This is a genomic window from Amycolatopsis rhabdoformis, assembly GCF_035918295.1.
Classification (GTDB): Bacteria; Actinomycetota; Actinomycetes; order Mycobacteriales; family Pseudonocardiaceae; genus Amycolatopsis; species Amycolatopsis rhabdoformis.
The window spans coordinates 942,523-956,093 of record NZ_CP142149.1 but is presented as its reverse complement, the minus strand read 5'-3'; the positions used below and the strand labels follow the sequence as shown (position 1 = coordinate 956,093).

Here is a 13,571-nt window from a genome sequence, read left to right as displayed (position 1 = left end):
CGCCACCCGGCAACCCACCTCGTCGCTCACCCGCGAACCCACCTACAAACCGCCAGCGCGCAACCTCACCTCACCACTCACCGGCCGACCCCACCCGCCAACAAACCGCCAGCGGGCGACCCGCCTCGCCACTCACCCGCGAGCCCACCCACCAACAAACCACCAGCGCGCAACCCCACCTCGCCGCACACCCGCGAGCCCACCCACCAACAAACCACCAGCGCGCAACCCCACCTCACCACTCACCGGCCGACCCCACCCACCGACAAACCGCCACCCGGCAACCCACCTCGCCACCCACCACACTCCCCCTCTAACCCCACCACCCACCCCACGCAACAATCCGCCCCCTCACCAACCGCCAGCAGGCAACCTGACCCACACCCCCTCCAAACCCACCCCCGACCTTCCCCCGCCCGGCCCCCGACGAAAAGAAACCACCCGGAACCGTAGCCACACTAGAAAATCGGGGAGCCCCTAAACCTTTGATCTTTTCGCCCGCAGGGCGCCCTCAATCCCTTCCCCAACTCGCACAAACTTCCACAAAGATCACCCCGACACTCATCACCGAGCGGATCACCCAACAATCCACCCAAAACCGATCACCTCCCCCACTCCTCCACCTTCACCCCCATCAACTCCCCCACCACCCTCAACTCCCTCCGCCAATCCCCCGGCACAGCATGAACATGATTCGCCCCAAACCCCCTCAAAAACACCCCGGCCTCAACATCCAACCGCGCAAACGCATGCGGCCACTCCGGCGTAGACCGCTCCGCCAACGCCACATTCGTCACCTCGTCATACAGCTCGAACTCCCCCAGCACCACCTGCAACCGATACTCCCCATCCCACCGACTCAACCGCCCCAACGTCATCCGCCCAGGGGCCGCGAAATGCGCCACCGAAGCTCCTCCCGCCGGAAAAAAGAACACCGACGGATACAAATTCACCCGCCCGAGATTCTCCCCAGGATCATCACTACGCGCCGCAAACCACGTCGCGTGCTGCCCGGAGTTGCACAAATCCCACACACCCCGATCGGCGTGAAAGTGCCGCACATCCGCGAACAACACCGGCGTCCCCGTGATGCGGTGCATCAGCTGCATCGTCAGCGCACCGTCCATATCGGACTCGGTCGCCGTCACGTGCACCGCCTTCGGCCCGTTCCAGTCGTACGGGTCGTTCAGCAGCGCCTCCGCCACATCCATCGTCACGAAGTTCTCCGTCAACTCCGGCTGCGCCTTGATCCCCGAGAAATCCAGGTGCCGCTCCGCCGCCAGGTCCCGCACCGCCAGGTACGTCCGGAGCTGCCGCTCCAGCAACGCTGGCGTGAGCTTCACCCCGTCGTAATGCACCGTCGCCAACCGTTCCAGCCACTCGCGGCCGCGCGCGGCCTCCCCGGCGTCGGCCTTCTCCGCCCGCAGCACCAGTTCGTACTGGTCGATCTCCTCGACGTCGACCCCGAACTGCCGCATCCACTGGTCCGTGTTCGCCACGGCCGTGTTCATCCCCATCGGCCGGCCCCCGAACCGGCCGAACGTCGAGCCCCGCAGCGACGCCACGGCCGAAGCCGCACGCGCGTGCACACCGACCTCGTCGATCAGCGCCGCGTCGTCCGGCTCGCCCCAGAGCCGGGTGTGGCGGCGGCCGATCTGGTCCAGCGCACCGCCCGCCGCGAGCATCCCCACGAGGCCCGGTTCGGCCGGATCCGTGGACGCGACGAGCAGCAACGGGGTCGTAGTCGCATCGGCGGCCAGCATCGTGAAGTGCGGAAAGCTCCACACGGCGTAGTAGAACACCGTCACATCCACCGAAGCCGCCGCGACGGACCGCGCGGCCGCCGTCGCCGTGGTGTTCGTGGCCACGAGACCGCCGCTGATCACGTCGTGGCCGGCCGCCGTCAGCGCAGCGGTGAAGTCGTCCACTTTGGACCGGATGAAGCCGGTGTTGCGCCGGTGCACGTGGTCGCGACCATCGGAGATCGCGATGACCCCGACCCGGGTCATGAGCCCTGGTTGAGTTCGGCGTAGACCTGCGTCGCGTTGTCCTTCGTGATCTGTCGGGTCGGCAACGTCTGCGCCTTCGCGACCTGACCGCAGTCGATCAGCAGCTTCTTCGCCGCGGCGACCGCTTCCGCCCCGCCCGTGGGGTAGATGAACGTGGCCGACAGCCGCCCGGCCTCCACCGCCTTGATGCCGCCCTCGGGCACGGGCAGGCCGTCGATGCCGACGATCGGCAGCGCCGCCTTGCCCGCGTTCTGCGCCGCGAGCCGCGCGCCTTCGGCCATCGGGTCGTTCTCCGAGAAGATGGCCTGCGCGTCGGGGTGGGCCTTGAGCAGCGCGTCGGCCTGCTGCTGGCCCTTGTCCCGCAGCCAGTCGGCGTCGGCGGTGCCGACGATCGTGATGCCCGAGCCCGCGATGCCCGCGGCGAAACCGTCGGCGCGCTCCTTCGCCGGCGTCGAGCCCGCGAGGCCCTTCAGCTCCACGATCTTCCCGCCCTGGGGCAGCAGGTGCTCCTTGAAGTACTGGCCGGCCTGGCGCCCGATGTCCACGTTGTCCGCGCCGATGAACGAGGTGTACGCGTCGCCGTCCACCTTGCGGTCGAGGACCAGCACCGGGATGCCCTGGTCATAAGCCTTCTTCACCACGCCGGTGAGCGGCGTCGCCTCGTTGGGGCTGATGATCAGCAGGTCGATCTTCTGCGTGAGAAACGTGCTGACCTGCTCCACCTGCTTCGCGTTGTCCTGCGCGGCATCGGCGAAGTTCACCGTGAACTGCGGGATCGACGCGGCCGCCGTGCGGATGTCGTCGTCCATCCGCACGCGGTAGGGCTCGGCGAGGTTCGCCTGGCTCATGCCGATGGTGAACTTCCCGCCCGGCCCCTTGCACGCCTGCGCGGCGGGCCCGGCGCCCGACGAGGCCCCGGGTGCGTTGTCGTGCGTGGTGCCGCAGGCCGTGGCCGCGAGCGCGACCCCCGCGACCGCGAGCACCAGCCCGCGGCGAGTGGTGGTGGACATGAGGTTCTCCCCTTCCCTCTACGGCCCGGCTTGCACCGGCTGCGTGCGGCCCGGGCGCAGCCGTTGCAGGCCGGCGGCGAACACGATCACCACCCCGACCACGATCAGCTGCACGTTGGAGTCGATGTTGTTGAGCTGCAGGATGTTGTCCAGCACGCCCACGAGCAACGCGCCCGCCACCGTGCCGAGCACGGTGCCGCGGCCGCCCGAGAGGCTGGTGCCGCCGATGACCACGGCGGCGATCGCGTTGAGCTCGTAGCCGCTGCCGTCGTTGGGGCCGCCGAAGTTGAGCTGTCCCGCGTGGACGATGCCCGCGAGCGCGGCGAGCAGCCCGCAGAGGCCGAACACGAGCACCTTCACCCGCACCACGGGCACGCCGGAGAGCCGGGCGGCCTTCTCGTTGCCGCCGATCGCGTAGAGGTGACGCGAAAACGCCGTGACGCGCAGCAGTACCACGGCGAGCGCGGCGACCACCACGAAGATGAGCGCGGGGATCGGCACCGTGCCGTTGAACGTCCGCTCGCCCAGCAGCGAGAACGGCACCGGCGCCTGGCCGGGGCCGTCGCCGTAGGTGATGGACACGCCTTCGCCGCCCGACCACATGCGGGCGAGGCCGCGCGCGATCTGCATGCCGGCGAGCGTGACGATGAACGACTGGATGCGGAAGCGCGCGCTCGCGATGCCTTGCACCAGACCGAAACCCAGGCCCAGTGCCAGGATCGCGAGCACCGCGGGCACGAGCGCCCAGTCGTTCGTGGTCAGCAGCTCCGCGACCCCGACACTGGCCAGGCCCACCACGGAGCCCACGGACAGATCGATGCCGCCCACGAGGATCACCAGCGTCATGCCGACGGCGATGATGCCGATCTCGGAGATCGCGCGCACCACGTTGAGCAGGTTCTCGCTGTCGAGGAACACCAGCTCGCCGTCGTTGGTCGGGGAGAACACGATCGCCGCGGCGAACACCACCACGAGCCCGAACACGCTCTGGAACCGGAACAAGGCGGCGAGCACCCTCCGGCCGCTCACCGGACGTCTCCCATCGACGCCGCGAGCAGCTCGCCTTCGCCGGCGAGCGCGGTGTCCAGCTCGTGCACGCTCTTGCCGCCGCGCAGTACCACCACACGGTCGCAGACGCCCACCAGCTCGGCCGGCTCGGACGAAGCGAGCAGGATTCCCACCCCGGTTTGTGCGACTTCCCCCAGGATTCGGTAGATTTCCGCCTTCGCGCCCACGTCCACCCCGCGAGTGGGTTCGTCGAGCACCAGCAGTTGTGGTTCGGTGAGCAACGCGCGGGCGATCACCACCTTTTGCTGATTACCGCCGGACAAGGTGCCCACGGGATCAGCCGGTGTTCGAAGTTTCACACCCAAGCGTCCGGCTTCCGCCCGGGCGATTTCGCGTTCACGGCCGGCGGCGACGACCCCGAAGCGGGCCAGCGTGCCGACGATCGACAGCACGGTGTTGGCAAGGACCGAGTGGTCGAGCGCGAGGCCGGACACGCGGCGGTCTTCGGGGACGAACGCCACGCCGTGGCGCAGCGCGTCGCGCGGGGACCGCGGACGGTACGGCCGGCCACCGAGGCGGATCTCACCGCCGGTGATGGTGCCGGGTGAGGCGCCGTAGAGGGTTTCGAGCAGTTCGGTGCGGCCCGAGCCGAGCAGCCCGGCGACCCCGACGATCTCCCCGGCCCCGACCTTGAGGCTCACCCCCGCCGGCTCACGGCGGCCGGCCCGCGGTGTCACCACGAGTTCGTCGACCACCAGAACGTGGTCGGATTCCGACGGTTTCGTTTCGGCGGTGAACATCTGCACCACGGGCCGGCCCACCATGGCCTCGGCGACCTGCGTGGCGGTGAGCTCGCGCGCCGCGAACTCGGCCACGACCTCCCCGTTGCGCAGCACCGTCGCCCGGTCCGCGACGCGGCCGATTTCCTCCATGCGGTGGGAGATGTACACCAAAGCAACACCGGAGGTGCGCAACTGATCGATGACGGTGAACAACTGCTCGACTTCCCGTGGGGAAAGCGCCGAGGTCGGTTCGTCCATGATCAGGATTTGTGCGTTCAGCGACAACGCCTTGGCGATGGTCACCAGTTGCTGTTCGCCGGTGCGCAGCCGCTCGACGGCCACCGTGGCGTCGAGGTCCACACCGGACCGGGCGAGCAGCGCAGCCGTGTCGCGGACCATGCGTTTGCGGTCGAGCACGCCGTAGCGGGTGTGTGGCTCGCGGCCCAGGAACACGTTCTCCGCCACCGAAAGCGCCGGCACGAGGTCCAGCTCCTGGTGGATCATCGCGACACCGGCGCGCTGCGCGTCGGCCGGGCGGGCGAACCGGACCGGCACCCCGCCGATCCGGATCGCCCCCTCCTCGGCGGTCACCTCTCCCGAGAGAACTTTCATCAGGGTGGACTTGCCCGCCCCGTTCTCCCCGAGGAGCGCGTGCACCTCCCCCGCCCGAACGGTGAAATCCACCGAACGAACTGCACGCACCCCGCCGTAGGTCTTACTGACGCCGGCCAGCTCGACCAGCGCGACGTCGTCGTCCATCCCCCTCGATCCCACCGTCCGAGAAATCGATTACCAGCGAAGGTAAGGGGGTCGACGGGGTGTGTCAAGGGTCACCCGTCAACCGTACGAAAACGAATGAAACCGGACTGAACAGCGGGAAGATCCGCGAAAATCTTCGCCCGGCCGGTGCAACACGCTGCTCCACTCGGTCCACGCACCGAGCCGGCCGCCGATCAGCCGCCGGCGAGGCGCCGGCGAGGCGTCAACCAGCCGCCGGCAAGGCGGATCAGCCCTCGCTCAGTGCCCCGCACCGCCCGGAAACTCCACCACTCCCACCCGCGCTCCTTCCCCGGCCAAGAACTCCGTCCACACCGGACTCGCGGTGAAGTGGTTGTCGAACTCTTCCTGCGTCGCCAGGATTTCCGCCGGCGAAGCCTCGCCGCGACGGATCCGGTCGCCCAGCCGGAAGTAGTCGAAGCGGTTCTCGCCCGGCGCCTTCACGATCAGGATGTCGGCACCGGACTCGGCCGGCGTGCCCCACGCGTGCACGACCCCCGGCGGCACCAGCAGGTAGTCGCCCGCCGAGAGCACCACCACCTCGCTGCCCACGAGCACCCGGAGGCGACCGCCGAGCAGGTAGAACATCTCCGGCGCCAGCCGGTGGAAGTGCGGCGGCGGACCGTCGACGCCCGGCCCCAGCGTCGTGCGCACCACGTTCATCACGCCGTCCGTGTCGGAGGCGTCCGCGAGCAGCCACGTGCGATTCGCCCCCGCACCCAGCACCTCGGCCTCGCCGCCGCGAACCACCACCGGAACCACAGCCGAACCCATCCCCAGGACCTCCTCCGTCGAAGCAGACCCTCAAATAGTACGACCTCGAATTATTCGGAGTCAAACCATCCCCGGGCACGGTTGAACACCCGGTGACGATCACGCACCGTCCCGACGACGAACGGCGGCCACTCTCCGCACTCTCGCGGTTTCCCCAGTCCCGACGCCGTACGGTTCCGGGGTGGTTTGTGGCAGACCTCGCGCGAAACGGGGCCCCGGCGGTGTGGCCTGGGCTACTTTTTGGCGGGTTCCCACAATGCAGCGGGTCCGGCATGCGCCATGCACGACATTGGTGTACCCGCCGGTAAGGGAGCAGGGTGTAAGCGAAGACAGGCGACGTTCCGGGAACGGACGTCGCCTGCTGTGCGTGGGTACTTGGGAGGCTCAGTCCGGTGTTCAGTCGTGTCGCCATCGTGAACCGCGGGGAAGCCGCAATGCGGTTGATCCACGCTGTCCGGGACCTGTCCGCGGAGACCGGGGAACGGATCGAGACGGTCGCCCTCTACACCGACGCCGACCGGTCCGCGACGTTCGTGCGGGAAGCCGACGTCGCGTACTCGCTCGGCCCGGCGTCGGCGCGGCCGTACCTCGACCTCGCGAAGCTGGAGAAGGCGCTGGTCGAGACCAAGGCCGACGCCGCGTGGGTGGGCTGGGGTTTCGTCGCCGAAGATCCGGCGTTCGCGCAGCTGTGCGAGAAGGTCGGGGTCACGTTCGTCGGCCCGAGCGCCGACGCCATGCGCAAGCTCGGTGACAAGATCGGCGCGAAGCTGATCGCCGAAGAGGTCGGGGTGCCAGTGGCGCCGTGGAGCCGCGGCGAGGTCGCGACGCTCGAAGACGCGCTGGCGGCCGGCGACAAGATCGGCTACCCGCTCATGCTCAAGGCCACCGCCGGCGGCGGCGGGCGCGGCATCCGCAAGGTGGAGTCGGGCGACGAGCTCGCCGACGCCTACGAGCGCACCAGCCAGGAAGCGCTGCGCGCGTTCGGCAGCGGCGTCGTGTTCCTGGAGCGCCTGGTCACGGGCGCGCGCCACGTCGAGGTGCAGGTGATCTCCGACGGCGACACGGCGTGGGCGCTGGGTGTGCGCGACTGCTCGGTGCAGCGGCGCAACCAGAAGATCATCGAGGAGTCGGCGTCGCCGGTGCTCTCGCCGGAGCAGACGGCCGAGCTGAAGACCTCGGCCGAGCGGCTCGCGGTGAAGGTGGGCTACCGCGGCGCGTGCACCGTCGAGTTCCTCTACCACCCGGGCGAGAAGCTGTTCGCCTTCCTCGAGGTGAACACCCGGCTGCAGGTGGAACACCCGATCACCGAGATCACCACCGGCACCGACCTCGTGCGGCTGCAGCTGCACGTCGCGAGCGGCGGCAAGCTCGAGGGCGAGCAGCCGGCCGAGCTGGGCCACGCCGTGGAAGCGCGGCTCAACGCCGAGGACCCCGACCGCGATTTCGCCCCTTCGCCCGGCCACATCGCGCGGCTGCTGCTGCCGGCCGGCCCGGGCATCCGCGTGGACACCGGCGTGAGCGAGGGCGACACGATCCCCGCCGACTTCGACTCGATGATCGCCAAGATCATCGCCTACGGCCGCGACCGCGACCAGGCGCTGGCCCGCCTGCGCCGCGCGATGTCCGAGACCACCGTGATCATCGAGGGCGGCGCCACCAACAAGAGCTTCGTGCTCGACCTGCTCGACCAGCCCGAGGTGATCGACGCGAGCGCCGACACGGGCTGGATCGACCGCGTGCGCGCCGAAGGCCGCCTGGTCACCAGCAAGCACTCCGCGATCGCGCTCGCCGCCGCGGCCATCGAGGCGTATGAGGACGAGGAAGAGATCGCCCGCGTGCGCCTGCTGTCCACCGCGCACGGCGGCCGGCCGCAGGTGCAGTTCGAGAGCGGCCGCCCGCTCGACCTCAAGCTGCGCGGTGTCGCGTACCGCGTGAGCGTGGCCCGCATCGGGCCCAAGCGCTTCCGCGTGGGCATCAGCGGCGGCGGTGACGTGCACCCGGCCGACGTCGAGATCGAGCGGTTCGACTCGCACAGCGGCCAGATCACCGTGAACGGCACGCGGTTCCGCCTCGTCGCCGCCACACACGGCCCGATCCACCTGGTCGAGGTCGACGGCGTCACCCACCGCGTGAGCCGCGACGAAGGCGGTGTCGTGCGCTCCCCCGCGCCCGCGCTGGTGGTGGCCACGCCGATCTCCGTCGGCGACGAGGTCGAAGCCAACGCCCCCATCCTCGTGCTGGAGAGCATGAAGATGGAAACGGTGCTGCGCGCGCCGTTCCGCGCCCGCGTGCGGGAGCTGCCCGTGTCGGTCGGCAGCCAGGTCGAGGCCGGCGCCGCGCTGATGCGCCTCGAGCCGCTGGCCGACGACGACGAAGCGGCGGAGACCCCGGAAGCCGCCGAGGCCGTCGAGATCGAGCTGCCCGCCGAGCCCACGGCCACCTCGGCCGCCGACCGCGCGGCCCGCGGGCTGCAGGACCTGCGCAGCCTGCTGCTCGGCTTCGACGTCGACCCGCACGACCAGCGCCGCACGCTCGCCGGGTACCTCGCGGCCCGCGCCGAGCAGGGTGCGGGCCGGCCGCTCGCCGGTGAGGTCGAGCTGCTCAGGGTGTTCGCCGACCTGTCGGAGCTCATGCGCAACAAGCCGGCCGGCGAGGACGTGAGCCCCGCCAGCCCGGTGCACAGCGCCCGCGAGTACTTCCACACCTACCTGCAGAGCCTCGACGTGGAGCGCGCCGGGCTGCCCGAGACGTTCCAGGCGCGCCTGCGCCGCGTGCTCGGCCACTACGGCGTGGCCGACCTCGAGCGCACGCCGGAGCTGGAAGAAGCGGTGTTCCGCATCTTCCTGGCCCAGCAGCGGTCTTCGTCGGACGTCTCCATCGTCACGGCGCTGCTGCGCCAGTGGCTCACGGAGGCGCCGCCGACCGGTGACCTGCGGGAAGAGGCCGGCCTGGCGCTGGAACACCTCGTGGCCGCCACGCAGGTGCGCCACCCGGCGGTGAGCGACTTCGCGCGCGGCGTCGTGTTCCGCTGGTTCGCGCAGCCGCTGCTGCGCCGCGCCCGCGCCGAGGTGTACGCCGAGGTCCGCCAGAGCCTCAAGCACCTCGACCGCAACCCGGACGCGCCCGACCGCGCGGAGCTGATCGCCGGGATGGTGTCGAGCTCCGAGCCGCTCGTGCGGCTGCTCGGCCAGCGCATCGGCCGGCCCGGCACGGATCCCGCGCCCCTGTTGGAAGTGCTGACCCGGCGCTACTACGGCAACAAGAGCCTTTCGGACGTGCGGACGCGCCACGTCGCCGACTGCACGTTCGTCACGGCCGAGCACGCCGAGCCCGCCCGGGTGGTGACCACGGCCGTCGACTTCGCGAAGCTGCCCGCCGCCGTGCAGGCCGCGGGTGAGCTGGCGAGCGGCACCGGCACCTACGCCGTGGCCGACATCTACGTGACGTGGGCCGACCAGCCGGACATCGACGCGATGGCCGCGCGCCTCGGCGAGGTCATCACGGCGCAGGCGCTGCCCGAGCGGATCACGCGCATCACCACCACCGTCGCCGGTGGCGGCGGGGCCGTGATGCACCACCACTTCACGTTCCGCCGTGGCGCCGAAGGCTTCGCGGAGGACCGGCTGATCCGCGGCCTGCACCCGCGCGTGGCCGAGCGCATGCAGCTGGAGCGGCTGCAGGAGTTCGACCTCACGCGTCTGCCTTCGGCGGATGAAGAGGTGTACCTGTTCAAGTGCGTCGCGCAGGCCAACCCGGCCGACGAGCGGCTGGTGGCGATGGCGCAGGTGCGTGACCTCACGCCGCTGCGCGAGGCCGACGGCCGGCTCGTGTCGCTGCCCGCGGCCGAGGACACGCTGGCCGCGTGCCTCGACGCGATCCGCAACGTGCAGGCGCAGCGCCCGGCCCGGAAACGCTTCGACACCAACCGGATCGTGGTCTACGTGTGGCCGCCGAGCGACCTCACGATGGACGAGCTGAACCTGCTCGCGCAGCGCGTGCTGCCGTCGACGGCGGGCGCGGGCGTCGAGGAGATCCAGTTCCTCGCGCGCCGGCGCCACCCGGAGACCGGTGAGCTGACCGAGCTCGCCGTGACCATCCGCAACGAGGTCGGTTCGGGCGTGCGGCTGTCGGTCGGCGAACCCTCGCGGGAGCCGGTGCAGCCGCTGGACGACTACCGGCAGAAGGTGCTGCGCGCGGCGCGGCGCGACACCGTGTACCCGTACGAGCTCACCGACCTGCTGGCCGGCGGCGGCACGTTCACCGAGCACGACCTCGACGACTCCGGCGCGCTGGTGCCGGTCGAGCGGCCGAAGGGGCGCAACAAGGCCGGGATCGTGGCCGGCGTGGTGAGCACGCCGACCGCGCTGGTGCCCGAGGGCGTCACGCGCGTGGTGCTGCTGGGCGACCCGACGAAGTCGCTCGGCGCGCTCGCGGAGCCGGAGTGCGCCCGCGTGATCGCGGCGCTGGACCTGGCCGAGCGCACGCAGGTACCGGTGGAGTGGTTCGCGCTGTCCTCCGGAGCCAAGATCTCCATGGACTCCGGCGTGGAGAACATGGACTGGATCGCGGCGGCGCTCAAGCGGATCGTCGAGTTCACGCAGGCCGGTGGCGAGATCAACATCGTCGTCTCGGGCATCACGGTCGGCGGGCAGCCGTACTGGAACGCCGAGGCCACGATGCTCATGCACACCAAGGGCATCCTGGTGATGACCCCGGACTCGGCCATGGTGCTCACCGGCAAGCAGTCACTCGACTTCTCCGGCAGCGTGTCGGCCGAGGACAACTTCGGCATCGGCGGTTACGACCGCGTGATGGGCCCCAACGGCCAGGCGCAGTACTGGGCGCCGAACCTGGCGGGCGCGCGCGACGTGCTGATGGCCCACTACGACCACACCTACGTGGTGCCGGGCGAACCCGGCCCGCGCACGGCGGCGACGGCCGACCCGGTGGACCGCGACATGTCCGACTTCCCGCACGCGATCGTCGGCAGCGACTTCACCACGGTGGGCCAGATCTTCTCGGCCGAGCACAACCCGGACCGCAAGAAGGCGTTCGACATCCGCACGGTGATGCGCGCACTGTCCGATCAGGACCACCCGGTGCTCGAACGCTGGGCCGGCATGGCCGACGCGGACACCGCGGCGGTGCAGGACGTGCACATCGGCGGGCACCCGGTGTGCCTGCTGGGCATCGAATCGCGCGCGGTGCCGCGCCGCGGCTTCCCGCCCGCCGACGGCCCGGACACCTACACCGCGGGCACCCTGTTCCCGCGATCGTCCAAAAAGGCCGCCCGCGCGATCAACTCGGCCAGCGGCAACCGGCCGCTGGTGGTGCTGGCCAACCTGTCGGGCTTCGACGGCTCCCCGGAGTCGATGCGCAAGCTGCAACTGGAGTACGGCGCCGAGATCGGCCGCGCGATCGTGAACTTCGACGGCCCGATCGTGTTCACCGTGATCTCCCGCTACCACGGCGGGGCGTTCGTGGTGTTCTCGAAGGCACTCAACCCGAACATGACGGTGCTCGCACTGGAGGGCTCGTTCGCCTCCGTACTCGGCGGCGCGCCCGCCGCGGCGGTGGTGTTCGCGGGTGAGGTGAACACCCGCACGGCGAAGGACACGCGCGTGTCGGCGTTGCAGGCGCGTCTGGGTGAGCTCAACGGCGCCGAGCGGGCCGCGTGCGCGGCCGAGCTGGCCGAGGTGCAGTCCTCGGTGCGGACCGAGAAGCTCAGCGAGGTGGCGGCGGAGTTCGACCGCGTGCACAGCATCCAGCGCGCGGTGGAGGTGGGTTCGGTCGACGCGATCGTGAGCGTGGCGGACCTGCGGCCGCGGATCGTGGAGGCGATCGAGCACGGGTTGAAGCGGTGAGGTAGATCGTTCGTGGAGAACGCCGGGTCCTTGGGGCCCGGCGTTTTCTTTTGTGCTCAGTAGGCGGAGGCGAGCAGGTCTTCGATCTCGGCCTGGGCTGGGGTGCGGGGCGCGTTTTTCGTGACGGCGTCCGCGAGTGCGGCCCTGGCGACCTCAGGCAGGTCCGGGCCAGGGCGGGGTGGGGTGGCGGATTTTGACCGCGTGCAAAGCGACCAGGACGCGGGCCCGGCGTTTTCACTGTCCTCAGTAGACGGAAACGAGCAGGTCTTCGATCTCGGCCTGGGCTGGGGTGCGGGGGGCGTTTTTCGTGACGGCGTCGGCGAGTGCGACCGTGGCGACCTCAGGCAGGTCGGCTCGAGTGAGGCCGAACGAACGCAACGGGCGTTTGAGGTCGACGACAGCGGAGATCGTGGCGACGGCTGCCACGGCTTCGGACGCCTTGAGCGACTCGGCGACCCTGGCGTACGCGGTGGCGGCGAAGGGGGCCGTGTAGGTCATGACCTCGTCGAGCACCGCGGCCAGCGCGACGCCGTGGGGTGTGCCGGTGCGGGCGGTGATGGCGTGGCCGAGGCCGTGGACCAGGCCGAGGCCGGAGCGGGTGAGGGCGTGGCCGGCGAGGTGCGCGCCGAGCATGAGGTGGGAGCGGGCTTCGAGGTTCCGGCCGTCGCGGTAGGCGACCGGCAGCCATTCGCCGACGAGGGTGACGGCGCGGGCGGCGTCCTCTGTGGACACGGCGTCCGCGCCGCGTGAGGCGAGGGATTCGACGCCGTGCACGAGGGCGTCGAGGCCGGTGGCGGCGGTGATCGGGGCGGGCAGGCCGAGGGTGAGCTCGGGGTCGAGCACGGCGATGCGCGGCCGAACCGAGTCGTGTCCGAGGTAGACCTTCCGGCGGGCGCAGACGTCTTCCACCACGCCGAAACCGTTGGTCTCGGCGCCGGTGCCCGAGGTGGTGGGGACGGCGATGATCGGGAGACCGTCCGCCGCCGACCAGAGCGTTTCGGCGTCGGCGGCCGAGGAGCCAGGATTGCCGGCGAGCAGCGAGATGCCCTTGGCCGCGTCGAGGGCCGAGCCGCCGCCAAGGGCGATCACCACGGCGGCGCCGTAGTCGCGCAGGCGGGCGGCGCCGCGGTCAACCTCCGTCGTGGCGGGGTTGGGGCCGAGGTCTTCGTGCACTTCGTGTTCGACGCCGGCGGTGGCGAAGATCTTCTCGACGCGGCCGACGATGCCGGTCGCGCGCAGGCCGCGGTCCGTCACGACGAAAACCCTCGTTCCGCCCAGTTCGGCGACGAACTCCGGCAGCCGCTCGACGAAACCGGGGCCGAACTCGGTCCGCAGCACGGGTGCTCC

The 13,571-nt window shown here is 70.5% G+C and carries 7 protein-coding genes; 1 reads left to right on the top strand and 6 read right to left on the bottom strand.

The features are described from left to right. Positions 1–602 precede the first annotated feature (602 nt). From VSH64_RS04425 to VSH64_RS04405, 5 genes are all read right to left on the bottom strand, one after another. Positions 603–2,009, bottom strand: coding sequence for an L-fucose/L-arabinose isomerase family protein (locus VSH64_RS04425; protein WP_326834161.1), 1,407 nt, complete (start codon positions 2,007–2,009; stop codon positions 603–605). Beyond that, on the bottom strand, positions 2,006–3,019 hold the full coding sequence (locus VSH64_RS04420; protein WP_326834160.1) for a substrate-binding domain-containing protein: 1,014 nt from the start codon (positions 3,017–3,019) through the stop codon (positions 2,006–2,008). Before VSH64_RS04420 ends, VSH64_RS04425 begins: the two co-directional genes overlap by 4 nt. 18 nt (positions 3,020–3,037) lie before the next feature. After that, complete coding sequence (locus VSH64_RS04415; protein ID WP_326834159.1) at positions 3,038–4,048, bottom strand: ABC transporter permease; 1,011 nt, start codon at positions 4,046–4,048, stop codon at positions 3,038–3,040. Beyond that, a complete protein-coding gene (locus tag VSH64_RS04410; RefSeq protein ID WP_326834158.1) occupies positions 4,045–5,568 on the bottom strand; it encodes a sugar ABC transporter ATP-binding protein in 1,524 nt (507 codons plus the stop codon). Before VSH64_RS04410 ends, VSH64_RS04415 begins: the two co-directional genes overlap by 4 nt. 258 nt (positions 5,569–5,826) lie before the next feature. Then, entirely contained in the window at positions 5,827–6,360 is a 534-nt protein-coding gene (locus tag VSH64_RS04405; RefSeq protein ID WP_326834157.1) for a cupin domain-containing protein, read from the bottom strand. A gap of 392 nt (positions 6,361–6,752) precedes the next feature. On the opposite strand from VSH64_RS04405, the gene VSH64_RS04400 reads away from it, so the two are divergent. After that, positions 6,753–12,224 carry an ATP-binding protein gene (locus VSH64_RS04400; RefSeq protein ID WP_326834156.1) on the top strand — a complete coding sequence of 1,824 codons (5,472 nt, stop codon included), beginning with the start codon at positions 6,753–6,755 and terminating at the stop codon, positions 12,222–12,224. 243 nt (positions 12,225–12,467) lie between these two features. On the opposite strand, the gene VSH64_RS04395 is transcribed toward VSH64_RS04400, so the two are convergent. Beyond that, on the bottom strand, positions 12,468–13,562 hold the full coding sequence (locus VSH64_RS04395; RefSeq protein WP_326834155.1) for an iron-containing alcohol dehydrogenase family protein: 1,095 nt from the start codon (positions 13,560–13,562) through the stop codon (positions 12,468–12,470). Between the last annotated feature and the right edge of the window lie 9 nt (positions 13,563–13,571).